Here is a 21,752-nt window from a genome sequence, read left to right as displayed (position 1 = left end):
ACCGCTCTCCCCCGCCCACCACCCGGACCCGTCCCAGGAGGGTGGGGCGGGCGGGCGCGGCGGGACGGGTGAGAATAGGGTTCTCGGCATGGATGGTGTGACGCTGCGGCGCGACGGCCACGTCGCGGAGATCGTGCTGGACCGGCCCGAGGCCCTCAACGCCCTGTCGACCGCGATGGCGCGGCGGCTGGCCGCGGTGTGCGCGGAGGTCGCGGCGGACGCGTCCGCCCGCGCCGTGGTGCTGAGCGCGGCGGGCGAGAAGGCGTTCTGCGTGGGCGCGGACCTGAAGGAACGCAACGCGATGAGCGACGAGGAGATCCTCGCGCAGCGGCCGGTGTTCCGCGCCGCGTTCGGCGGCGTCCTGAACCTGCCGCAGCCGGTGGTCGCGGCGGTGCACGGGTACGCGCTGGGCGGCGGCTGCGAGTTCGCGCTGTCCGCCGACCTGGTCGTGGCGGACGAGTCGGCGGTGTTCGGGCTGCCGGAGGTGGGCGTCGGCCTCGTCCCGGGCGGCGGCGGGACGCAGCTGGCGCTGCGGAAGCTCGGCCCCGGCAAGGCCGCCGACCTGGTGTTCACGGGCCGCCGCCTCGGCATCGAGGAGGCCCTCGAATACGGCCTCGCCGACCGGAAGGTGCCCGCCGGGACGGCCCGCGAGGAGGCCCTCGGCATCGCCCAGGTGATCGCGCAGAACTCCCCGACCGCGGTCCGGGCCGCCAAGCGCGCCCTGCGGCTCGGCGCCGGCGTCTCCCTGGAGGCGGGCCTGGACCTGGAGGACAACGCGTGGCGGACGGTCGCGTTCTCCGCCGACCGCCGCGAGGGCATCGCCGCGTTCAACGACAAGCGCAAGCCCAACTGGCCGAGCTAGCTAGCCCGACCGGCCGAGCTGGCCCGCCGCGCTCCGGTCAGGGGCAGGTGACGCAGGTGCGGGCCGTGGGGCGGGCCTCCAGGCGCGCTTCCGCGATCGGGCCGCCGCAGCGTTCGCAGGTCCCGTAGGCACCGGCGGCGAGGCGGCGGAGCGCGTCCTCGATCTCCGCCAGCCGGGTCTGGGCGCGGGTCAGGGACGCCTCGATCCGGGCGCGTTCGAAGGCGATGGTGGCGCCCTCCGGGTCGTGCTCGTCGTCGGCGTTGCTCTGCGCCGACGCCTCGACGACGCCGTCCCAGTCGCGGCGCAGCGACGCCAGGAGCTCCAGCGTGCCCGCGCGGTCCGCGATGAGGCGTTCCTCCGCTGTGGTCACGCCGGGTTCAACGTTCCCCGCGCGCGGCCCGATTCCTCAGGCCAGCGGTTTGGCCATGTGGACGACGTTGCGGCCCTTGAGGACCTCGCGGCCGGTCTCCCGGTAGCCGAGGCGCTCGTAGCGGGCGATGTTGCTCGTCATCCGCTCGTTGGTGATCAGCCGGAGGCGGGGCAGGCCGAGGCCGCGGGCGCGGGCCTCGGCGAACGCCAGCAGGCGCTTGCCGACGCCCGTGCCGTGCAGCGCCGGGTCCACGGCCACGTTGTCGACGAGCAGGACGCCGTCCTCCGGGATGAGGACGATCAGGCCGTCCGGGCCGGGGCCGGTCACGAACACGTGCCCGGCCCCGATCAGCGCGGCGTAGTCGTCGTCCATGGGGATGGGACGGGTGCCGATGATCTCCGCCCAGGGCGCGTACGCGGCCTGGACGATCTCCTCCACGCGCGGGCGGTCGGCGGCCGCCGCGGGCCTGACCTCCGCCATCAGCCGGTGTTCTGCAGGCCGGCGGCGACCCCGTTCACCGACAGCAGGAGCAGCGCTTCGAGGTGGTCGCGCTCCTCCTCGTCGGTGACGTCCCCGGCGCGCAGCGCGGTGAGGGCGCGGAGCTGGAGGTGGGAGAGCGCGTCCACGTACGGGTTCCGCAGCTCGACGGCGCGGGACAGCACGCGGCGGTTCTCCAGCAGCCGCTCGTGGCCGGTGACCGCGAGGACGAGCCGCCGGGTGCGGTCGTACTCGGCGAGGACGGCCTCGGACAGCTCGGGGCGCCCGCCGAGCGCGAGGTACCGTTCCGCGATCGCCCGGTCGGACTTGGCGAGGCTCATCTCGGCGTTGTCGAGCAGCGTGTTGAACAGCGGCCATGCCTCGTAGGCCTCGCGGAGCTCGTCGAGGTCGCGGCCGTCTCCGGAGACGGCCGCGAGGCCGCTGCCGAGGCCGTACCAGCCGGGCAGGTTGACGCGGGTCTGCGTCCAGGCGAACACCCAGGGGATGGCGCGCAGGTCCTCCAGGCCGCGAGCGGCCTTGCGGCGGGCCGGGCGGGACCCGATCCGCAGCTCGGCGATCTCCTCCAGCGGGCTGACACGGGCGAACCAGGCGGCGAACCCGTCGGTCTCGATCAGCGAGCGGAACGCGTCCTTGGCCGCCTCGCCGATCTTGTCGGCGAGCGGGCGGAACCGGGCGGCGGCCTCGCGGGCGCGGTCCTGGACGGCGTCGGTCGAGGCGAGCAGGACGGCGCTGGTGACCTGCTCGACGTGCCGCTCGGCGATCTCCGTGCGGCCGTACCGGGCGAAGATCACCTCGCCCTGCTCGGTGACCTTGAAGCGGCCCGCGACGGACCCGGGCGCCTGCGCGAGGATCGCCCGGTTGGCGGGGCCGCCGCCGCGGCCGAGGGACCCGCCGCGGCCGTGGAACAGCGTCAGCGTGATGTCGTTGCGGGCCGCCCACGCGGCGAGCGCCTCCTGCGTGTCGTACAGCCGCAGGGTGGCGCTGGCCGGGCCGAGCTGCTTGGCGGAGTCGGAGTAGCCGAGCATGACCTCCATGCGGCGGCCGGTGTCGTCCAGCCGGCGCCGGACGGCCGGGATCTCCAGCATCCCCTCCAGCACGGACGGGGCGCGCTCCAGGTCCTCGCCGGTCTCGAACAGCGGGATGACGTCGAGGACGGGCGCGCCGTCGCCGAGCGACGCGGCCAGCTCGTGGACGTTCGCCATGTCCTGCGCGGACCGGGTGAACGACACGATGTAGCGGTGGCAGGCGCGGACGCCGAAGCGCTTCTGGATCCACGCGACGACCCGCAGCGTCTCGAGGATCTCCTCGGTCATCTCCGACCGCTCGCCGCCCGCCCGCACCTCCGCGAGGGCCTTCTCGTGCAGCTCGGAGTGCTGCCGGATCTCCAGCTCGGCGAGGTGGAACCCGAACGTCTCGACCTGCCAGATCAGCTGCTGCACCCGCCCGTACGCCTGCCGGACGGCCCCCGCGGCGGCCAGCGACTCCTGGACGGTCCGCAGGTCGGCGAGCAGCTCCTCCGGGTCGCCGTAGGCGAGGTCGGCGTCGCGCTCGCGGGTCGCCGCGATCCGGTTCGCCGCGTACAGCAGGAACTGGCGGTGCGGCTCGCCCGGCGACCGCTTGGCGCCCTCCGCGAGCCGCGACGGGTGCGCGGTGCGGGCGGCGGCGAGCGCGTTGCGCAGCGCGTCCGATGCGGGCGTCGTGGACTCGTGGACGGTCAGCTCCCGGCCGATCCGCGCGCACGCGGTCTCCAGCGCCCGCAGCACGTGGTCGGCCTGGATCGTGATCGCGTCGCGGGTGACCTGCGCGGTCACGTACGGGTTGCCGTCCCGGTCGCCGCCGATCCAGCTGCCGAACCGCAGGTACGGGCGCGCCTTCGGCGGGCGGGTGCCGGTGCCGTCCCCGTCGAGCGCGCGGTCGAGGGCCCGGTAGACGTGCGGGACGACCCGGAAGATCGTCTCGTCGAACGCGGCCATCGCGGTACGGACCTCGTCGAGCGGGTCCATCTGGGTGCCGCGGCGCAGCGCCGTCCGCCACAGCACGTCGATCTCCTCGCGGAGCCGCCGCTCGGTCTCCTCCCGCTCGCTCGCGCCCTGCCCCGCGTTCAGCGCGGTCAGCAGGTCGCTGATCCGCTGGATCGCGGTCACGACGGCGCGGCGGCGCGCCTCGGTCGGGTGCGCGGTGAAGACCGGCCGGAACTCCAGGCCGTCGATCATCTCGGCGAGCCGGTCGCCGCCCGCGGCGCCGTTCTTCTCCGAGCGGATCTCCTCCACCGCCGCGGCCACCGAGCCCGGCACGGTCTCGCCCGTGTCGCGCTCGCGGAGCGTCCGGATCCGGTGGTGCTCCTCGGCGAGGTTCGTCAGGTGGAAGTACACGGTGAACGCGCGCGCGACCTGCTCGGCGCGCTCCAGCGTCCAGCCGTCGACGATCGCCGCGACCTCGTCGGCGGACGTCTCGCCGCGCCGCGCGGCGATCACCGCGTGGCGCAGCCGCTCGACGTCGTCCAGCAGCTCCCGGCCGCCGTACTCCACCAGCCCGTCGCCGAGCATCGCGCCGAGCAGGCGGACGTCGCGGCGCAGCGGTTCCGGCATGTCCTGCCGGAGGATGTCTCGCGTCTTCGTAGCCACGTGCCCAAGCGTAACGAGGGCCGCTGCGGGGCCGTTCATCCCGGTCAGCGGGCCCCGCCCGCAATGTGCGCATCAGTGTGCGGTTACCCTGGCCCGCATGGCGATGGAAGCCCCTGAACCCGCGGTCGAGTACGACATCCACACGACGGCGGGAAAGATCGCGGACCTGGAACGACGCCGCTACGAGGCGGTGCACGCGGGCTCGGCGCGCGCCGTCGAGAAGCAGCACGCCAAGGGCAAGATGACGGCCCGGGAGCGGATCGACGCACTGCTCGACCCCGGCTCGTTCGTCGAGTTCGACGAGATGGCGCGGCACCGGTCGACCAACTTCGGGATGGAGAAGAACCGCCCCTACGGCGACGGCGTCGTCACCGGGTACGGCACGGTCGACGGCCGGCCGGTCGCGGTCTTCAGCCAGGACTTCACCGTCTCCGGCGGGTCCCTCGGCGAGGTGTTCGGCGAGAAGATCGTCAAGGTCATGGACCACGCGCTGAAGACGGGCTGCCCGGTCGTCGGGATCAACGACTCCGGCGGCGCGCGGATCCAGGAGGGCGTCGTCGCGCTCGGCCTGTACGCGGAGATCTTCAAGCGGAACGTGCACGCCTCCGGCGTCATCCCGCAGATCTCGCTGGTCCTCGGGCCGTGCGCGGGCGGCGCGGTGTACTCCCCCGCGATCACCGACTTCATCGTCATGGCCGACCAGACCTCGCACATGTTCATCACCGGCCCGGACGTCATCAAGACGGTCACCGGCGAAGAGGTGACCATGGAGGAGCTGGGCGGGGCGCACTCGCACAACTCCAAGTCCGGTGTGGCGCACTACCAGGGCTCCGACGAGGACGACGCGATCGAGTACGTCAAGTCGCTGCTGTCGTACCTGCCGTCCAACAACCTCTCCGACGCGCCCGCGTTCGACGTGCCGGTCGACCCGTCCGAGCTGGACGAGGACCTCGACACCCTCATCCCGGACTCCCCGAACCAGCCGTACGACATGCACACCGCGATCGAGCACGTGGTCGACGACGGCGAGTTCCTGGAGGTCCAGGAGCTGTTCGCGCCGAACATCATCTGCGGGTTCGGCCGCGTCGAGGGCCACTCGGTCGGCATCGTCGCGAACCAGCCGATGCAGTTCGCCGGGACGCTCGACATCGACGCCTCCGAGAAGGCCGCCCGGTTCGTCCGGACCTGCGACGCGTTCAACATCCCCGTGCTGACCTTCGTGGACGTCCCCGGCTTCCTGCCCGGCACCGACCAGGAGTGGAACGGGATCATCCGGCGCGGCGCGAAGCTGCTGTACGCCTACGCCGAGGCGACCGTCCCGCTGGTCACCGTGATCACCCGGAAGGCGTACGGCGGCGCGTACGACGTCATGGGGTCCAAGCACCTCGGCGCGGACATCAACCTGGCGTGGCCGACCGCGCAGATCGCCGTCATGGGCGCGCAGGGCGCGGTCAACATCCTGTACCGGCGCGAGCTGGCGGCCGCGGACGACCCCGACACCCGCCGCGCCGAGCTGATCACCGAGTACGAGGACACCCTCGCCAACCCGTACGTCGCCGCCGACCGCGGCTACGTCGACGCGGTGATCAAGCCGTCGGAGACCCGCGGGCAGGTCGTCAAGGCGCTGCGCGCGCTCCGCGAGAAGCGCAAGACGCTGCCGCCGAAGAAGCACGGCAACATCCCGCTCTAGAGCACCGAGACGGACGCCCGTTCCGGGGCCGGACCGCCCGCCGCGCCCGGACCCGGCCGCCGAGGAGAACCCGTGACCGCTGAAGACAAGCCGTTCCTGCAGGTCGTGCGGGGTGACCCGTCCCCCGAGGAGGTCGCCGCACTGGTCGCCGTGCTGACCGCGCGTGCCCGCGCCGCCGCCGCGGCCCGCGACGGCGGCGAGCCCCGGACGTCCCGCTGGGCAGACCGGACCCGGCTCGTCCGCACCACCGCGTCCGGCGCCCTGCGGCCCCGCGGCCCCGGCGCGTGGCGGGCCAGCGGCCTGCCCCGCTGACCGGGCGCGCGGGCGCCCGCGCGACGCGCCCGGTCTCACGGCCTATGGGGTGTGTTGATCCCCGGACGGGGAATGGGATCGGGCGACACGTAACCGTGGTTCGCGCCCAGCGGGGGTCTCCGCACGAATAAGGTGGAAGGCCATGGCCACCTCGGAGTTCGTCCCACAGCCCGCGCGATACGCCATCTTCGTCGACGCGGGGTACCTTTACGCGGCCTCCGGGGCCCTGCTGCTCGGCTGCGGCTCCCGGCGCGAGTACCGGGTCGCCGCCGAACAGCTGATCAAGGCGCTGACCAGCCACGCGGACGACCAGCTGCTGGGCGAGCTGCTGCGCGTCTACTGGTTCGACGCGGCGCCGAAGAAGCAGCCGACCGTCGACCAGCGGGTGATCGCGAACCTGCCGCTGGTGAAGCTGCGGCTCGGCAACCTGAACGCGCAGGGCCAGCAGAAGGGCGTGGACGCCCAGCTGCGCGCCGACCTGGAGGCCCTCGCCCGGCACCGCGCGATCACCGACGCGGTGCTGCTCGCCGGCGACGAGGACATGCTGCCCGCCGTGGAGGCCGCGCAGCGCTACGGCGTCCGCGTGCACCTGTGGGGCGTCGAGCCGACGCACGGCTCCAACCAGGCCGAATGGCTGGTCTGGGAGTCCGACCGGGTCGAGGTGCTGTCCGCCGACTTCCTGCGCCCCTACTTCACCAAGGCCAAGGTGCTGCCGGTGCCCGCGCCCGGCACCGCCGCCGCCGTCCGCGACGCGGCCGCCGCCGCGCACCGCACCTCGCCGGTGCCGTCCCCGTCGCAGGTGTTCGCGGGACGTCCCCCTGCGGTCAAGCCGGCGCCCGCCGCGGCCGTCCGCACCGCCGTGCCCGTCCCGGGCGGCACCCCGGTGACCCCGGCGACCGTGGCCGCCTCGATGAACGCGGCGTCCGCGGCCCAGTCCGACGGCCGCCTCGGCCCGGACCGCGACCACATGCTGGAGATCGGCGAGCACGTCGCCCAGAAGTGGATCTTCGAGCGGGGCCGCGACAACATCCGCGACCTGCTCCCCGGCCCGATCCTGCCGCCCGTCATCGACAAGGAGCTGCTGATCGAGGCCGAGAAGGAGCTCGGCGGCTCGCTGCGCCCCTACCAGGAGGCCCGCACCTGGCTCCGCGACGGCTTCTGGGAGCGCGTCTACCGCGAGTTCGGCATCGGCTTCGGCAAATCCGACTGACCGCCTGCGCCGTCCTGCGCCGCGAGGAGGAGCACATGCGTTCCCACGGATGGCGCTTGGTCTGGGTCGGCTGGATGGCCGTCGCCATGGGCGGCGCCTTGGCGGCCGCCTCGCTCTGCTATCTCGAGTTCCCGGGCGTGGTCGCCGGGGTGGGGCTCGCCGGCGGCGGTTTCGTGCTCACGCGTGCGGCGCGCCAAGAGGGGCTCCGCGCCGCCGGGTACGTTCTCACCGGTCTGCTGATCGCGGTCGCCTTCTGCACGGTCGCCCGGTACGTCCCGCACTCGGGTTGACGGGTACCGCTCGGCCTTCGCGGGCCTGAGGTGGATACGTTTTGTAGTTATTCGGGCGCGGGGAGTCGCGGGCGGGTACAGTCGGCGGCCGTGATGGGGAGAGGCCGTGCCGCGGGCCGGCGCCGGGGGCCGCTGGGGGCGTTCGCGCTCGCCGCGGTCATGGCGCTGCTCTCGGGGTGCGAGTCGCCCGTGGAGTTCTACCGGCCCGGCGACGGCGGGCCGGACGAGCCCGTCGTCGGGCTCGGCGGCGCCGCGCCCTACGTGCGGCCGGAACCGGGGCGGCCCCGGGCGGCGGACCCGCCGGGGCCGGTGCCGGTCGAGCCCGCAGGCGGGCAGGTGTACGCGGCGACCGGGCCCGGGATGATCGCGCCCGGCGCGCGGGACATGCCGGCGCGGCTGTACGTCGCGGACGGGCGCGGCATCGAGGTCGTCGACCCGCGGACGCTGCGGCTCACCGGCCGGTTCGGCGCCGGGACGGCCGCGTCGCGGGTGGTGCCGTCGTGGGACATGCGGCGGCTGTGGGCCGTCGACCCCGTGCACGACGTGCTGGTCCCGATGGGCGCGGTGACGGGGCGGCGGGGGCGGCCGGTGCCCGCGGCCGACCCGGCGGCCCTGTACTTCACCCCGGACGGGCGGGCGGCGCTGGTCGTCGCGGGACGGCCGAGGCGGCTGGAGGTCCGCGACCCGCGGACGATGCGGCCGAGGGCGTCGGTGCCGCTGCCGTGCGCGGCGGCGGACGGCGACTTCACGCTCGGCGGCGGCTCCCTGGTGATGACCTGCACGTCGGCGGGGACGCTGCTGCGGGTCGACGTGGCGGGGCGGCGGGTCGCGGGCACGGTGCGGCTGCCGGCGGGGGCGCGGCCGGGCGACGTGCGGCTGTCCCCGGACGGCGGGACGTTCCTCGTCGCGGACGCGGCGAAGGGCGGCGTGTGGGCGGTGGACGCGCGGACGTTCGCGCCGAGCGGGTTCGTCCGGACGGCGCCCGGCGCGCGGGCCCTCGCGATCAGCCGGGACGCGCGGCGCCTGTTCGTCGCGGGCGGCGGGATCCTGGCCGCCATGGAGTTCCGGGACCGCAGGGTCACCGCGCGGTGGCGGCTGCCGGGCGGCGGGGACGCGGTCCCCGGCGGCGTGTCGTCGGACGGGCGGGCGCTGTGGCTGGCGGATCCGGGCGGGCTCGTCTACGCGGTGTCGACGCGGACGGGCCGGGTGCTGCGGCACGCGCGGCTCCGGGGCCGTCCGGCGGGCCTGTGCGTGCATCCGCAGCCGGGCCGGTACTCGCTGGGCGGCACCGGCCTGTACCGCTGATCAGGAGCCGACCCGGTGCCATTCCGGGAGCAGCTCCTCGACCAGCGCCTCCGTCTCGGGCTGCAGCTGGTCGATCATGGGGTCGCGGCCGACGCGGCCGCGCAGCTCGTCCACCGCGATCTTGACCTGGGCCTGGTCGCCGGTGGCGTGGGTGGCACGGAGCAGGTCCCGCCACAGGCCCTCGTCGTCGGGCGCGAGGCGGAGGCCGGCGCGGGCGGCGGCGACCGCGCCGCGCGCGTCGCCCTCGTCCAGCCGCAGGACGGCGAGCCGGTGCGCGACGTCGACGACCCGGGCGGTCGCCTCGTACTCCAGGTCGTGCGCGGCGAGCCACGAGTACCGGCCGCGGGGGCGGCCGGCGAGCAGCGGCCCGCGGACCAGGTCCAGCGCGTACGACATGTACGCCATCTCGGACGCGGGTTCGGCGGCGGACCGCCACACCAGCCACCGGAACACGGCGAGGTCGACGCGGACCTCCGAGCCGAGCCTGATCCGGCCGCGCTCGTCGTAGTACAGGTTGGGGCGGCCGCGTGCGTCCCGGCCGAGCCAGTCCGACACGCGGGCGACGCACGCGTCGCGGACCCCGGCGGTGACGCCGCGCGGCCAGATCGCGCCGGACAGGACGGTCGGGTGCACGCCGTTCGGATGCGCCGCCAGGTAGACGAGGACCTCGGTGCACAGTTCGCGGCGGCTCTCGTCCATCGGCCCGGGCGCCTCGACCTCGATGGGGCCGAGCAGCCGGACGTCGACGGAGGACTGCTGCGCGGCGGGCGGCTGCGGGCCGCCGGCGGCGTCCGGCAGCGGCACCGAGTCGGTCCGGCCGGCCGTCCCGAACAGGTCGAACACCGCGCGGTACTGGTCGTCGCGGACGAGCTGGGCGTCCACCTCGAAGCCGAGGACGCCGGCGTGCAGCCGGCCGCGCTCGTCGACGTCCCAGGTCCAGGTGGCGCCCTGCACGTCGCCGGGGACGAGGTAGCCGGCGGCCATCCGGGTGCCGGTGCGGGCGAGGGCGACGATCCGGTCGGCCTCCCACTCGGTCGGCGGGTCCGCCATGATCAGGTAGTGCGGCATCCACGCCTCGCCGAACACGCCGCGGCAGCGGCCGGTGAGGACGGAGTCGACGCCGGACGCGGCGAGCGCCTGCCGGACCTCCTCGGTGCGGCCTTCCAGCTCGGGCAGCGCGTCCGCGAGGTTCGGCACGGACCGGACGCGGTCGGGGGCGATCCGGCCGAGGCCCTCGCCGAACTCGTTGCCGAACCCGACGAGCGTGATCCGCATGTGGTCGGACCACCGGTTGGTGGCGAGCTCCATCGCGATCGCGGCGAGCGCGGCGCGGCGGCCGGCGTCGGGGCCGCGCAGGGCGATCAGGCCGTGCGCCGCTTCGAGGTCGACGAGGATGCGGCCGTTGTCGTTGGTGCCGATGGAGACCAGGCCCGGGTAGGGGGCGAGGACGTCGGCGAGGTCGGAGGCCTCCAGCCCGGCCGCCGCGTCGGCGCGCAGCCGCCACACCTGCCCGTCGTCGAAGGCCTGCCAGGGCGCGGGCGGGTTGCGATCGGCGGGCGCGATCCACAGGTCGAGGCTGCCCTGCCCGTTCTCGACGCGGCCGAGGTGCACCCCGTAGACGGTGGGGAGGGCGCGCCCGCCGGCGGCCATCGACTTGGACAGGTGCCGCAGGCCGAGGTCCAGGAGCCGCGCGCCGCCCTCGTCGGCGCCGAACCGCAGCGCGCGCTCGGCCTCCGCGGCCGCGCCCTCCGGCCGGGCGATCATGTGGCCGAACGCGCGGTTCCAGATCTGCGCGCGGCGGCGCCGGCCGAGCACGCCGAGCAGGCCCGCGGCCAGCAGCGACGCGGCGGCGAGGCCCTGCGGCCAGGACAGCTCGAACGACGGGCCGGGTTCGTCGTAGGCGGTCCTGTTCTGGCCGGGGAGGCTCGCGCCGCCGCTGCCGGCGCCGCCGCCCATCTCCCCGGACGGCCCGCCCGTGCCGCCGCCGTGCGCGGGCGGATGCGACGGGGCCTCGGCCTCGTGGGACGGCGCCGCCGTGTGCGATGGCGCCTGGGCGTGGGACGGGGACGGCGAGGGCGCCGCGGTGTGCGCGGGCGGCTGCGAAGGCGCCGGGGTCTGCGGCGTCGCCGTGTGCGTCGGTGGCTGGGTGTGCGTCGGTGCCTGGGTGTGGGACGGGGACGGCGCCGGAGTCGCCGGCGCCGACGGCTGGGGCGCCGGTTTCTGCGGAGCGGGCGTCGAGGGCGCCGGGTCCGCCGGATGCTGCGGGCGGTCGGGGACGGCGTGCCCGAACCGGTAGTAGTCGCGCAGGTCCCGGGCCGGGATGGTGTGCGCGTGCTTGGCGTCCGCCGGCATCTCCAGGATCCAGCCGGGACGGATCAGGCTCGCGATGGTGAGGCGCGTCCCGTCCGGCTGCACGTGGCCCTTGTTGAGGTCGTAGATCTCCTTGTAGCGGCGCCCCTCGCCGAGGCACTTCTCGGCGATCTCCCAGAGGCTCTCGTGGTGGCGGCCCTCCGGCGGGTGCACGCGGTAGATCTTGGTGGTGTCCGGGCTCTCCGCGAGGGGCTCGGTGCGGGTCTCGGCGGGCGCGGGCGGCGCCTCGGCGGCGGGACGGTCCGGCGCGTCCGGGGCGCGGCGGTACTCCTGCGCGGAGGCGTGCGCGGGACGCTGCGACAGCCCGCCGGAGAACGCCGGCATGATCACGGACGTGGCGGTGAACAGCAGCAGCGCCGCGACGACGAGCCGGTGCACCAGCGACTGCGTGCCGCCGGCGAGCGGCACCCGCGCGGGCACGCCGACCCCGCGGACCCCCGCGTACACCTCGACGACCACGCACAGCGCGAGCTGGATCCAGGCGAGCCAGACCAGCACGACGAGGACGCTGATGAGCGAGCCGGGCCCGATCCGGTGCGTCAGGTCGGACGCGGCGGGCAGGTGCGACGGGACCGGCGACCCGAAGAACGTCAGCAGCGCGTACGGGACGCCGGCGAGCAGCGCGGCGAGCGCGAGGAGGGCGCCGACGCCGGCGAGGACGTCGCCGGGGCCGCGGCGCGCCCGCAGCCGCACCGGGTCCCGCCGCTCGTGCCGCGTCACCATCGCGCCCCCACCGTTCGCCGGGTCCCGGACGTCGTCTCGATCGTAAGCCCGTTCTCCATGGGCCTCATGGGCCGTTTCCTCCGGTGACGGGGCGGGCGGTCTCCGTGGAGGTCAGGGTGAACGAGCCGAGCCCGGGGACGATCCCGAGGATCTGCGGCTTCACGGTGATCTCCACGCTGACCGTCACCTGCTGCTGGTCGGCGTCGCAGCGCGACGCGGCGACCTCGGTGCCGAAGTCGCCGAGCAGGTCGCAGGCGGCGGCGCGGGCCCGTCCCGGGTCGAGGACGGGCTTGCCGGTCGCGCGCAGCGCGTCGGTGTCGATCTGGTTCGCGCCGGCGCGGGCGGCCTGCTCGGCCATGTCGGCGGCGCGCTGCCGCGCGTGGATGGCGAGGCCGCCGTCCACCAGCAGGCCTGCCAGCATCAGCACGATCGGCGTGAACAGGACCGTGTACATCGCGATCGTGCCCCGGTCGCCACCGGCCCGGCGCCGAACCCACACCCGGGCCCGCACTCGGCGGAGGACGCGTCTCATCGGCCGTCCCCCGGTTCCGCCGGTCCGTCGCCGCCCCGGAAGGTGAAGGTGTCGATCGGGGCGACCGACCGGCCCTGCAGCCGCTTCGTGCCGGGCAGCCCGATGAACGCCAGGTCGGACAGGTTCACGTCGCACACGATCGTCACCTCGACGTGCCCGCCGGGCGCGAAATCCGACACGTTCGTCTGGACGGAAGGGCCGCCCGAGCACCAGTGCGAGTCGCGGAGCCCGGCGGTGGCGGTCTCCTGCGCGAGCTCCTGCGCGGACCCGGCGTCGCGGGCGATGGACGCGGCGCGGACCGCGTCACGGGCGGCGCCGTCCACCTGGCTCTGCGCGTCGACCATCCGCCCGGCCCCCGCGAGGAACAGCAGGAACGCGACGAACAGCGGCGTCACGAGCACCAGCTCCAGCGACATCGAGCCCCGGTCGCCGTCCCCTCGCCGCCGCTTCACTGGCCCGCTCCCCGCTGGCACGCGACGCCCGCCCCGACGTCCGGGCGGAAGCACTCGATCGGCCCCTGCGACCGCTGCGACACGTGGAACGTCATGAACGGGATGACCTGCACGGCCGTCCCGCTGACCTGCACCCACCGCTCGTCGTTGACCTCTCCCGTGTCGACGTGCAGGCCGCTGATCAGGTGCGGCCCGATGTGGTCGATGTCGCCGGTCGCCTTCGCGACGGCCGCGCCCTGCCAGCCGCCGCCGACCGGCTGGGTCCGGGCGACGCGGGCGCCGGACTGCGCGGCGGCGAGCGCGACCTGCCGCGCGTGGAACACCATCGTGAACTGGACGACGGCGAGCAGCACGAGGATGAGCACCGGCGTGAGCAGCGCCCATTCCATCGACGACACGCCCGCGTCGGACCGGAGCCGGCGCCGGGCGGCGGCGAGCGCGGCGGCCGGCCGCGCGGGTCCACGGCACCGCATCCCGGTCAGCCCGTGTTGATGCTGTTGGCCTTGTCCTGGATCTTCTTCTGGATGATCGCGCCGATGGTGATCGCGATCAGCGCGAGGATCGCGGTGATGATCGCCCATTCGATCGCCGAGGCGCCCCGGCTGCGCTCCTCCTCGTCGCGCAGCCGCGCCAGCCGCGTGCCGAGCAGGGCCCGCAGATAGACGAGGGCCGGATCGTTCAGCGGGTTCATCGTGACTCCTTCGAGGGGACGGGCCGGACGGGACGCGGGGTCACGAGGCGAGCACCCGCATGAGCGCCGGATAGGCGAGGAAGACCAGGAAGCCGGCGCACAGGAACAGCTGCGCGACGAGCATGGACTGGGACCGCTCGCCCGCCTTGCCCTCCAGCTCCGACAGCTCGCGGCTGCGCATCGACGCGGCGCGGGCGGACAGCGACCGGCGGATCTGCGCGCCGTCGTCGGACACCAGGGCGAGCGCGCCGGCGAGGTCGCGCAGCTCGGCGATGTCGAGGTCGTCGCCGAGGCCGCCGAGCGCCTGCCAGGGCGTCCGGCCGGTGAGGCGGGCGTTGCCGAGCGCGTCGCGGATCCGGCGCATCGCCGGGCCGTCCCCGACGTTCGACGCGCTCATCAGGGCCTCCGGGACGCCGCGTCCGCCCGCGAGGTTCATCGAGACCAGGTCGAGGAACGCGCCGACGACGTGCCGGAAGTCCTGCCGGCGGGCCTGCGCCTCCTGCCGCAGCTGCATGTCGGGGAAGAAGAAGAACAGCGCGGCGAACAGCACGCAGATCCACACCGGGACCTGCACGGACGAGCCGAAGCCGAGCAGCGCGAAGTAGCCGGCGACGATCGGGATGAACAGCAGCGCGGCGGCGGGCAGCAGGAACTTGGTCGCGAGGAACGCCTCCAGCGACCGCTCGGTGATGGCGAGGTCGGCGCGCACGGAGCGCAGCTTCCAGCCGCGCGACTCGCAGAACGCCACCAGCTCCCGGCCGAGCCGCGCCCGCATCCCGCCGAACCGGCCTTCGGGCCGGACCGTCCCGGCCTGCGCGTCCTCCAGGTCGCGGCGGCGCGCGGCGTCGAGCGCCGCCATCCGCGCGGCGAGGCCGGGACGCGCCGGGAACAGCGCCCGGACCAGCGCGTACAGGCCGAGGCCGACGAGGGCGCCCGCGAGGATCGCGCCGGTCATGCCGTACCACCGCCGCCCGCGTCCATGGTGTGCCGACCGCGCAGCGGGACGTCCTGCGCGGCGGTCCGCCCGGCCTGCCAGCCCGCGACGGTGCTCGGCACCTCGCCGGGCACGCCGGGACGGGCCTGCCGCGGCTCGCCGAGGAACCGTCCGGGCAGGTCGTACTTGGCGAGGCGGCGCAGCCACAGGAACGCCGCGCCGTACAGGGCGACGACGATGCACAGCACGAGCTGCCCGAGGAAGTCGTCGTAGGGCTGCACGTAGGAGTGGTTGAACACGGCGAGCGCGAGGGCCGTCCCGACCGAGACGCCGACGACGATCCGGACGCTGCGGCGGGTGGAGCGGCGGTCGGCCTCGACGCGGCGCCGCATGTCGAGCTCGGCGCGCGCGGACGTCGCGAGCGCGCCGAGCATGTCGCGCAGGCCGGGGCCGCGCAGCCGGGCGTTCAGGATCAGCGCGGCGATCACCAGGTCGGCGGACGGGTCGTCGATGTCGTCGGCGAACCGGCGCAGCGCCTCCGGCATCGGGACGCGGGTGTGCAGCCGGTCGACGAGGGTGCGCAGCGGCTGCTGGAGCGCCGGGGCGGCGGCGCGCTGCGACGCCGGGATGGCCTGTTCGAGGCCGACCGCGCCCGCGATGGTGTCGCGCAGCGACTCCGTCCAGGCGGCGAGGCCCTCCAGCCGCGCCATGCCCTTGCGCTCCTCGGCGGCGCCGCCGGCGAGGCCGTCCCAGGCGAGGACGAGCGCGCCGGTCCCGGCGGCGGCGATCGGCCAGCGGGTCACCACGAGGACGAGCACGCCGACGATGACCGCGACGGCGGTGCGGGTGGTGAGGGTGCGGACGAGGTCCTCGCGGCTGCGCCCGCGCGCCGGGCGCGTCCGGGGCGGCAGGCCGCGGATGGCGACGGCCAGCAGCAGGAGCCCGCCGCCGGCGACGGCCCCGGCGACGACGGCGAGCAGCACGTCCGCGGAGTACATCAGCGGCCCCCGGTCCCGATGGGCGTCACCCTGCACCTGAAGATCACCAGGCACCCCCGTGGGACGGGTCGTAGCCGTGCTCGGCGAGCTCGTCGACGCACGCGATCGGCGCGGCCGGCACCGCGAACCCGCCGGGCCCGAGCGCGAACACCTCCGACGACAGCACCCGCCCGTCCACGCCGGTGACCTCGCGGACGCTCGCGACGTAGCGGCGCAGCCGCCCGCCGGAGGCGTAGTCGTTGCGCTTCTCGATGAACACGACGAAGTCGATCGCGCCCGCGATCAGCATGTGCGTCGCCTCGACGGGCAGCCGCTCCTCCGACTGGATCGCGTAGGTCGAGATGCGGTTGAACACCTCCGCCGACGAGTTCGCGTGGATCGTCGACAGCGACCCGTCGTTGCCCTGCGTCATCGCGTTCAGCATCGTGACGATCTCGTCGCCGAGGACCTCGCCGACGATCACGCGGGACGGGTTCATCCGCAGCGACCGGCGGACCAGCTCCGCCATCGAGATCGCGCCCTGCCCCTCGGAGTTCGGGAGCCGCTGCTCGAACGCCACGCAGTTCGGGTGCAGCTCGGGGAAGGCGTCGAGGCCGAGTTCGAGGGCCCGCTCGACGGTGATGAGCCGCTCGTTCGCCGGGATCTCGTTCGCGACGGCGCGCAGCAGCGTCGTCTTCCCCGCGTTCGTCGCGCCCGCGATCATCACGTTCTTGCGGGCGAGCACCGCGGCGCGGAAGAACCGCCCGATCTCCTCGCTGAACGTGCCGTTCCCGACCAGGTCGGACAGGAACACCTTGCCGAGCCGGGCGCGGCGGATCGACAGCGCGGGGCGCACCGTCACGTCCATCACCGCCGAGAGGCGCGAGCCGTCCGGGAGCCGCAGGTCCAGCTGCGGGTTCGCGGTGTCGAACGGCCGCGACGACAGCCCGCTGTAGGCGGCGAGGATCTGGATCAGCTCGACCAGCTCCTCGTCGGTCTCGGCGACCGGCTCGCCCATCACCTCCCGGCCGTCGGCGTAGCCGATGAACACCCGGTCGCAGCCGTTGATGTCGATGTTCTCGATCTCGGGGTCCTCCAGCAGCGGCTGCAGCCGGCCGACCCCGAACAGCGCCGCGTGCACCCCGGCGGCGAGCGCCTCCTCCTCTTCGGCGTTCGGCGGGCGCCGCCCGGAGGTGATCTCGCCGCGCGCGAACTCCTCCAGCACCTGGCCGATCAGCGCGCGCGCGAACTGCCGCTCGTCCTCCCCGGACATCGGCGGCAGGCCGTGCGCGGCGTCCATCCGGCGCTGCTGGGCGAGCCGGTCGCCGACCTCCTGGCGGAGCCGCTTGACGAGGACGTGGTCCACCTAGCGCCCCCGCTCCTCGTGCCGTCCGCCCGCCGGGACCTGCTCGGTGCGCGCGTCCGGGACGGGCCGCCCGCCCGCGGGCGGTGCCGGTTCACCGGCCAGGCCCGGCGCGGACGCCGGCGGCGCGGCAGGCGTTGCGGGCGTGGCGGCGGGTGCGGCGTCGAGGCGCGCGACGAGGTCGCCGGCGACCTCGCGGGCCGACCGGATCAGCAGCGACCGGTCCAGGCGGCCGCCCCAGCGGCCCGACAGCAGGTCCGCGCCCTTCGGGTCGAGCGCCAGCCCGCCCAGCACGCGCACCTCGGGCGGCGGCGGCCCGGCCTGCGCGGCCGGGTCCGGGGCCTGCCGGCCGCGCGCGCCGACGATGATCCGGTCGACCTCGGCGATGGAGCCGCGGAAGTCGCGCGGGTCGGCGAGCACCAGCACCCCGACCGGCGGCCCGCCGCGCAGCTCCGCCGCCAGCGCCGCGACGCGCTCGCGCAGGTGCGCGACCTGCTCCAGGGTCGCCCGGGTCAACAGCACCACCAGGTCCGCCTCGCGCAGCAGCTCGGTCAGCGGGGTGCCGGCGCCGAGCCGCCCGCAGTCGGCGATCACGTCCACCGGGCCGAGGCCGGCGAACGCGCGGCCGAGCGGCCCCCACAGCCACGTCATCGCCTGCGCCTGCTCGGCGTTGGTGAGCCCGACGAGCACGTCCAGGCCGCCGACGAGCCGCTGGCAGTGCTCGGCGATCTGGTCGGGGCGCAGCCCGCGGCGGGCCGTCGCGGCGAGGCTCAGCAGCCCGCGCGCCGGGTTGAGCATGCCGCCGTCGCCGCCGCCCTGCCGGCCGGCGCCGCCGTCCGGTGCGGCGGCGGGCAGCCGGTACACGAGGTCGCCGCCCGCCTGGTCGCACTCGGCGACCAGCACCGGGCGCGGCCACACCGCGCCGAGGGCGACCGCCGCGGTCGTGACGCCCGGCGCCCCCTTGTCGGCCGCGAGCGCGATCAGTGCCACTGTCAGTTCCCGCCTGTGCCCGGAGTGCCGTTCCCGGTGCCCGCGCCGTTCCCGGTGCCGTCGCCGGTGCCGGTGCCGTCGCCCGTCCCGGCCGGGGGCTGGGAGCCGCCGGGCGTCGGCGACTGCTTGCCCTGCGTCCCGCCGGCCGGCTGCCCGCCCGCCGGGCCGGGCGCCTTCGTCCCGTCCGGGATCAGCGCGAGCGCGACGGTCCCGGCGGACGCGGCCTCCGTCACCTGCGGGGCGTCGGCGGGCGCGACGGCGACGTCCACGGTGGTCTGGTCGGAGCGCAGCCGGTCGCCCCCGCCGCCCCCGACGTTGATCACGATGGCCTCGGCGGCGAGCACCGTCCCGGCGCGCGGGCCGCCGCCGCTGCCGTTGCCGACCGCGTACAGGGTCACCTTCTTGCCGCTCTCCACGCCGCCGGACGGCAGCTGCCCCGGCTTGAGCGCGAGGCCCACGACGAGCCGCCCCTTGGCCGCCTCGTCCGTCCGGCTGATCATGCCGTTGGTCAGCAGCGCGCCCTTGACCAGCGGGACCGACGCGTAGTACCGGGACACGTTCAGGCGTTCCGACCAGTTGACGAACTGGACGCCGGTGTCGCCGATCTGCACCTCTTCCAGGGCGCTCTGCGGGATCCGCTGCCCCGCCGCGACGGGCTGCGCGATCCGGATCGCCGACACCCGCTGGCCGCTCGCCATCACCAGGTACGCGCTGGCCAGCGCGCCGCCGAGGATGAGCAGCACGGCGAGCGCGGCCAGCGCCGGCTTGCGCTCGCGCGGCGAGACGGGCAGCCGCTGCCCGCCGGAGGTCCCGAGGCCGGAGCGGCCGAGCCCGCCGCCGGCGTTCGGCCCGGAGGAGCCGCCGGACGAGCCGCCGGCGAGGGCCGACTGGTTGGCCTTCATCGCGCTGCGCACGTGCCCCTTCCCGCCCTCCCGCGGACCCCGCCTCAGGAGGTCTCCGCATCATCGGGCGATCCATGCTTGCGGTGCGGGCAAGGCCGCGTCAATGGATTCGGTGAGGGTAAGCGGGCCGTTCTCCCCGACCATGGCGGTGACCTGCGAATTCACCGGCGACTTCGCTACTTACCACCAGTCACATCTGTCACTGACCGCATCTGGCGGGACATCCGCGGCGGCCGGCAGGCCCTGGGGCGGCGGCGCTACGGCGCGTCGTGGAAGCCGACGAGCCGCCCCAGCAGGGTCATTGCGTGATCGAAGTAGGCGGCCCGTTCCTCGATCACATTGTTGAATTGCCCGAACAATTCGAAACTGACCGTCCCGTACAGACCGGCCCAGGCGGTGAAAGCCCGGGCCACCACGTCGTCGGGCGCGTCGATGAGGAGCGCGGCCCGGCCGCGCGCGAGGTCGTCGCCCAGCACGGGCGGCGTCGGCGGGCACGGCCCGGCGGGCTCCAGGGCGCCCGCCGCGTGGGCCTCCGAGACGAGCCGCGCGAAGACGACCGTGTCCCGCACGGCCGCGGGGACGGTGTCCTCCGGCGCCTCGTAGCCGGGCACCGGCGAGCCGTACAGCAGCGCGTACTCGTGCGGGTGTTCCAGCGCCCACGCTCGGACGCTCCGGCACACGGCGAGCCACCGCCCGGAGAAGGACTCCCCGGCCTCGCGGGCGGTCGCGTCAGCCCGCTCCACGGCCTCGCCGACGGCGTTGTAGCCGTCGATGATCAGCGCGGTCAGCAGGTCGTCGCGGCTCGGGAAGTAGCGGTAGATCGCCGACGAGGCCATGCCCATCTCGCGGGCCACCGCCCGCAGCGACAGCCCCGCCGCGCCCTCCGTGGCCAGTTGCTCCCGCGCGATGCCGGTGATCTCTCTGACCAGCTCCGCGCGCACCCGTTCCCGTACCGTCCGCCCGCTCATGCGGCGAGGTTAGCAGAGCGCCGGAACAAAACGAGAGCACTGCTCTTGACGAACAGTGCTCCAAAGAGAGAGCATTGCTCACAACACAGAGCACCGAACCCGCGGAGCTCGGACCGGACGGAGGCGGCCATGCCGAACCTGGCGACCCTGCACGACGAGTACGCGCTGCGCGGCCGGATCGACGAGGGCGCCCCCGTCGTCAGCGCGTCCAGCGTCCTGATCGACGCGTCGCCCGCCCGGGTCTGGGACGTCCTCGCCGACCTGCGCGGCTGGGAGGGCTGGGCCACCGACTTCCGTCTGTGCGCCCTGGACGCCGTCGAGCCGGGCCGCGAGTTCCGCTGGGCCCAGAAGGGCGTGCCGCTGCGCTCGCGCTTCGCGGTCGTCGCCCCCGGCCGGGAACTGAGCTGGACGGGCAGCATGCTCGGCCTCTACCGGGCCGTCGACCGCATGGTCCTGACCGGCGAGGACGGCCGCACCCGCGTGACGCTGCAGGAGTCTCTCGACGGCCCGCTCGTGCGCCTCGTCTACGGCCAGGACAAGCTCCGCGCCGGCCACGAGGCCCGCCTGGCCGCACTCAAGACCCACATCGAGAGCGCCGCCTGAGACCGCGACCGGCACCGAACCCGCCGCACCGGACAGCGGCGGACCGAACAGCAACGAAGGAGAAGGACCATGGGCAAGCACGTGATCGTCGGCGCCGGGCAGGTCGGCTCGCACCTCGTCGAGCGGCTCACCGGCATGGGGCACGACGTCACCGTCGTGACGCGCTCCGGATCCGGGCCGGAGGGCGTCGAGCGGGTCGCCGCCGACGTCGCCGACCGGGCCCGGCTGGCCGCCGTCGCCAAGGGCGCCGACACCATCTACAACTGCGTTAACCCGCGGTACCACCGCTGGGTGCAGGACTGGCCGCCGATGGCCGCGTCGTTCCTCGGCGCCGCCGAGGACACCGGCGCCGCCCTCGTCACCCTCGGCTGCCTCTACGGGTACGGGCCGGTCGACGGCCCGATCACCGAGGACCTGCCGCTCGCCGCGACCGGCACCAAGGGGCGGGTCCGCGCGAAGATGTGGCACGACATGCTCGCCGCGCACCGGGCGGGCCGCGTCCGCGCCACCGAACTGCGCGGGTCCGACTACTACGGCCCGGGCAGCACCGACCAGGCGTACGTCGGCGAGACGCGGTTCGTGAAGCCGCTGCTGGAGGGCCGGCGCGTCTTCTACTTCAGCGACCCCTCGATCCCGCACGCCTGGACGTACCTGCCCGACGTCGCCGAGGCGCTCGCCATCGCCGGCACGGACGAGCGCGCCTACGGCCGGGCCTGGCACATCCCGACCGGGCCCGCCGTGTCGACGCGGGAGGTCGCCGAGCGGCTGTGCCGGATCGCCGGCGCGCCCGCCCCGCGCATCCAGGAGGTGCCGCGGCCGCTCTTCACGGCGCTGGGGCTCGCCAACCCGATGCTCAAGGAGCTGCGGGAGACCCGCTACCAGTTCGACAGGCCGTACGTCCTGGACTCCTCGGCCTTCCAGTCCACCTTCGGGATGGCGCCGACGCCGATGGACGACGCGCTCAGGACCATCGTCGCCGCGTCCCGCGCGTCGGCGTCCCAAGCGGCGTGACGCCCGGACGCCCCGGCACCGCCCGAACCGGCTTCGCCGGAATCTGCGGGCCCCGCTAATTAAGCTGGCCCGGAC

The 21,752-nt window shown here is 75.1% G+C and carries 22 protein-coding genes; 8 read left to right on the top strand and 14 right to left on the bottom strand.

Annotated elements, in window-relative coordinates:
* The first annotated feature begins 88 nt into the window (after positions 1-88).
* Positions 89-862: an enoyl-CoA hydratase-related protein gene (locus AB0C78_RS36960; protein WP_360757386.1), complete on the top strand. Its 774-nt coding sequence runs from the start codon at positions 89-91 to the stop codon at positions 860-862.
* Positions 863-899: 37 nt separating this feature from the next.
* Here AB0C78_RS36960 and AB0C78_RS36955 read toward each other — a convergent pair whose 3' ends face one another.
* The 3 genes from AB0C78_RS36955 to AB0C78_RS36945 are packed head-to-tail and all read right to left on the bottom strand — an operon-like array spanning position 900 to position 4,318.
* Positions 900-1,232 carry a TraR/DksA C4-type zinc finger protein gene (locus AB0C78_RS36955; RefSeq protein ID WP_360757383.1) on the bottom strand — a complete coding sequence of 111 codons (333 nt, stop codon included), beginning with the start codon at positions 1,230-1,232 and terminating at the stop codon, positions 900-902.
* 36 nt (positions 1,233-1,268) lie between these two features.
* A complete protein-coding gene (locus AB0C78_RS36950; protein ID WP_360757380.1) occupies positions 1,269-1,712 on the bottom strand; it encodes a GNAT family N-acetyltransferase in 444 nt (147 codons plus the stop codon).
* On the bottom strand, positions 1,712-4,318 hold the full coding sequence (locus AB0C78_RS36945; protein WP_360757424.1) for a phosphoenolpyruvate carboxylase: 2,607 nt from the start codon (positions 4,316-4,318) through the stop codon (positions 1,712-1,714). Before AB0C78_RS36945 ends, AB0C78_RS36950 begins: the two co-directional genes overlap by 1 nt.
* 133 nt (positions 4,319-4,451) lie before the next feature.
* Between AB0C78_RS36945 and AB0C78_RS36940 the strand changes: the two genes are divergently transcribed.
* From AB0C78_RS36940 to AB0C78_RS36920, 5 genes are all read left to right on the top strand, one after another.
* Complete coding sequence (locus AB0C78_RS36940; protein ID WP_360757377.1) at positions 4,452-6,044, top strand: acyl-CoA carboxylase subunit beta; 1,593 nt, start codon at positions 4,452-4,454, stop codon at positions 6,042-6,044.
* Between the two features lie 72 nt (positions 6,045-6,116).
* The gene (locus AB0C78_RS36935; protein ID WP_360757375.1) at positions 6,117-6,356 is read left to right on the top strand and encodes an acyl-CoA carboxylase subunit epsilon; all 240 of its coding nucleotides are present in this window, start codon (positions 6,117-6,119) and stop codon (positions 6,354-6,356) included.
* Positions 6,357-6,498: 142 nt separating this feature from the next.
* The gene (locus AB0C78_RS36930) at positions 6,499-7,566 is read left to right on the top strand and encodes an NYN domain-containing protein (RefSeq protein WP_151546041.1); all 1,068 of its coding nucleotides are present in this window, start codon (positions 6,499-6,501) and stop codon (positions 7,564-7,566) included.
* Positions 7,567-7,601: 35 nt separating this feature from the next.
* On the top strand, positions 7,602-7,856 hold the full coding sequence (locus tag AB0C78_RS36925; RefSeq protein WP_360757372.1) for a hypothetical protein: 255 nt from the start codon (positions 7,602-7,604) through the stop codon (positions 7,854-7,856).
* A gap of 90 nt (positions 7,857-7,946) precedes the next feature.
* Positions 7,947-9,161, top strand: a complete 1,215-nt coding sequence (locus AB0C78_RS36920) for a YncE family protein (RefSeq protein ID WP_360757370.1) — start codon at positions 7,947-7,949, stop codon at positions 9,159-9,161.
* Here AB0C78_RS36920 and AB0C78_RS36915 read toward each other — a convergent pair whose 3' ends face one another.
* The 11 genes from AB0C78_RS36915 to AB0C78_RS36865 all read right to left on the bottom strand — a co-directional run bounded on the left by AB0C78_RS36915 (position 9,162) and on the right by AB0C78_RS36865 (position 20,063).
* Complete coding sequence (locus AB0C78_RS36915) at positions 9,162-12,254, bottom strand: BTAD domain-containing putative transcriptional regulator (RefSeq protein WP_360757367.1); 3,093 nt, start codon at positions 12,252-12,254, stop codon at positions 9,162-9,164.
* Positions 12,255-12,318: 64 nt separating this feature from the next.
* A complete protein-coding gene (locus AB0C78_RS36910) occupies positions 12,319-12,786 on the bottom strand; it encodes a pilus assembly protein TadG-related protein (RefSeq protein ID WP_360757365.1) in 468 nt (155 codons plus the stop codon).
* Positions 12,783-13,238 (bottom strand): TadE family protein, encoded by a 456-nt coding sequence (locus AB0C78_RS36905; RefSeq protein ID WP_360757363.1) that lies wholly within the window; start codon positions 13,236-13,238, stop codon positions 12,783-12,785. The genes AB0C78_RS36910 and AB0C78_RS36905 overlap by 4 nt, the downstream gene beginning before the upstream one ends.
* Positions 13,235-13,711, bottom strand: a complete 477-nt coding sequence (locus AB0C78_RS36900; protein ID WP_360757360.1) for a TadE/TadG family type IV pilus assembly protein — start codon at positions 13,709-13,711, stop codon at positions 13,235-13,237. The genes AB0C78_RS36905 and AB0C78_RS36900 overlap by 4 nt, the downstream gene beginning before the upstream one ends.
* 5 nt (positions 13,712-13,716) lie before the next feature.
* On the bottom strand, positions 13,717-13,929 hold the full coding sequence (locus AB0C78_RS36895) for a hypothetical protein (RefSeq protein ID WP_151546032.1): 213 nt from the start codon (positions 13,927-13,929) through the stop codon (positions 13,717-13,719).
* A 40-nt stretch (positions 13,930-13,969) separates the two neighbouring features.
* On the bottom strand, positions 13,970-14,884 hold the full coding sequence (locus AB0C78_RS36890) for a type II secretion system F family protein (RefSeq protein ID WP_360757358.1): 915 nt from the start codon (positions 14,882-14,884) through the stop codon (positions 13,970-13,972).
* Complete coding sequence (locus tag AB0C78_RS36885) at positions 14,881-15,861, bottom strand: type II secretion system F family protein (protein WP_360757355.1); 981 nt, start codon at positions 15,859-15,861, stop codon at positions 14,881-14,883. Before AB0C78_RS36885 ends, AB0C78_RS36890 begins: the two co-directional genes overlap by 4 nt.
* A gap of 43 nt (positions 15,862-15,904) precedes the next feature.
* Positions 15,905-17,206: an ATPase, T2SS/T4P/T4SS family gene (locus tag AB0C78_RS36880; RefSeq protein WP_151546030.1), complete on the bottom strand. Its 1,302-nt coding sequence runs from the start codon at positions 17,204-17,206 to the stop codon at positions 15,905-15,907.
* Complete coding sequence (locus tag AB0C78_RS36875; protein ID WP_360757352.1) at positions 17,207-18,193, bottom strand: hypothetical protein; 987 nt, start codon at positions 18,191-18,193, stop codon at positions 17,207-17,209.
* A gap of 2 nt (positions 18,194-18,195) precedes the next feature.
* The gene (locus AB0C78_RS36870) at positions 18,196-19,107 is read right to left on the bottom strand and encodes a hypothetical protein (protein ID WP_360757349.1); all 912 of its coding nucleotides are present in this window, start codon (positions 19,105-19,107) and stop codon (positions 18,196-18,198) included.
* Positions 19,108-19,352: 245 nt separating this feature from the next.
* Positions 19,353-20,063: a TetR/AcrR family transcriptional regulator gene (locus tag AB0C78_RS36865; RefSeq protein WP_360757347.1), complete on the bottom strand. Its 711-nt coding sequence runs from the start codon at positions 20,061-20,063 to the stop codon at positions 19,353-19,355.
* Between the two features lie 129 nt (positions 20,064-20,192).
* Here AB0C78_RS36865 and AB0C78_RS36860 point away from each other — a divergent pair, with 129 nt between their 5' ends.
* Positions 20,193-20,666, top strand: a complete 474-nt coding sequence (locus tag AB0C78_RS36860) for an SRPBCC family protein (RefSeq protein ID WP_360757344.1) — start codon at positions 20,193-20,195, stop codon at positions 20,664-20,666.
* A 69-nt stretch (positions 20,667-20,735) separates the two neighbouring features.
* Positions 20,736-21,677, top strand: a complete 942-nt coding sequence (locus tag AB0C78_RS36855) for an NAD-dependent epimerase/dehydratase family protein (RefSeq protein ID WP_360757342.1) — start codon at positions 20,736-20,738, stop codon at positions 21,675-21,677.
* Positions 21,678-21,752: the final 75 nt, after the last annotated feature.

The organism is Actinomadura sp. NPDC048394 (assembly GCF_040651755.1).
In the GTDB taxonomy this organism is placed as follows: domain Bacteria; phylum Actinomycetota; class Actinomycetes; order Streptosporangiales; family Streptosporangiaceae; genus Spirillospora; species Spirillospora montaniterrae.
The sequence above is the reverse complement of the archived record's forward strand: the minus strand, read 5'-3'. Positions and strand labels throughout refer to the sequence as shown.

What these genes read in the sequence shown, in the direction of transcription:
- AB0C78_RS36960 (WP_360757386.1), top strand. Translation starts at nt 89, where the DNA reads ATGGATGGTGTGACGCTGCGGCGCGACGGCCACGTCGCGGAGATCGTG.
- AB0C78_RS36950 (WP_360757380.1), bottom strand. Translation starts at nt 1,712, where the DNA reads ATGGCGGAGGTCAGGCCCGCGGCGGCCGCCGACCGCCCGCGCGTGGAG.
- AB0C78_RS36945 (WP_360757424.1), bottom strand. Translation starts at nt 4,318, where the DNA reads ATGCCGGAACCGCTGCGCCGCGACGTCCGCCTGCTCGGCGCGATGCTC.
- AB0C78_RS36940 (WP_360757377.1), top strand. Translation starts at nt 4,452, where the DNA reads ATGGCGATGGAAGCCCCTGAACCCGCGGTCGAGTACGACATCCACACG.
- AB0C78_RS36930 (WP_151546041.1), top strand. Translation starts at nt 6,499, where the DNA reads ATGGCCACCTCGGAGTTCGTCCCACAGCCCGCGCGATACGCCATCTTC.
- AB0C78_RS36925 (WP_360757372.1), top strand. Translation starts at nt 7,602, where the DNA reads ATGCGTTCCCACGGATGGCGCTTGGTCTGGGTCGGCTGGATGGCCGTC.
- AB0C78_RS36915 (WP_360757367.1), bottom strand. Translation starts at nt 12,254, where the DNA reads ATGGTGACGCGGCACGAGCGGCGGGACCCGGTGCGGCTGCGGGCGCGC.
- AB0C78_RS36910 (WP_360757365.1), bottom strand. Translation starts at nt 12,786, where the DNA reads ATGAGACGCGTCCTCCGCCGAGTGCGGGCCCGGGTGTGGGTTCGGCGC.
- AB0C78_RS36900 (WP_360757360.1), bottom strand. Translation starts at nt 13,711, where the DNA reads ATGCGGTGCCGTGGACCCGCGCGGCCGGCCGCCGCGCTCGCCGCCGCC.
- AB0C78_RS36895 (WP_151546032.1), bottom strand. Translation starts at nt 13,929, where the DNA reads ATGAACCCGCTGAACGATCCGGCCCTCGTCTATCTGCGGGCCCTGCTC.
- AB0C78_RS36890 (WP_360757358.1), bottom strand. Translation starts at nt 14,884, where the DNA reads ATGACCGGCGCGATCCTCGCGGGCGCCCTCGTCGGCCTCGGCCTGTAC.
- AB0C78_RS36885 (WP_360757355.1), bottom strand. Translation starts at nt 15,861, where the DNA reads ATGTACTCCGCGGACGTGCTGCTCGCCGTCGTCGCCGGGGCCGTCGCC.
- AB0C78_RS36865 (WP_360757347.1), bottom strand. Translation starts at nt 20,063, where the DNA reads ATGAGCGGGCGGACGGTACGGGAACGGGTGCGCGCGGAGCTGGTCAGA.
- AB0C78_RS36860 (WP_360757344.1), top strand. Translation starts at nt 20,193, where the DNA reads ATGCCGAACCTGGCGACCCTGCACGACGAGTACGCGCTGCGCGGCCGG.
- AB0C78_RS36855 (WP_360757342.1), top strand. Translation starts at nt 20,736, where the DNA reads ATGGGCAAGCACGTGATCGTCGGCGCCGGGCAGGTCGGCTCGCACCTC.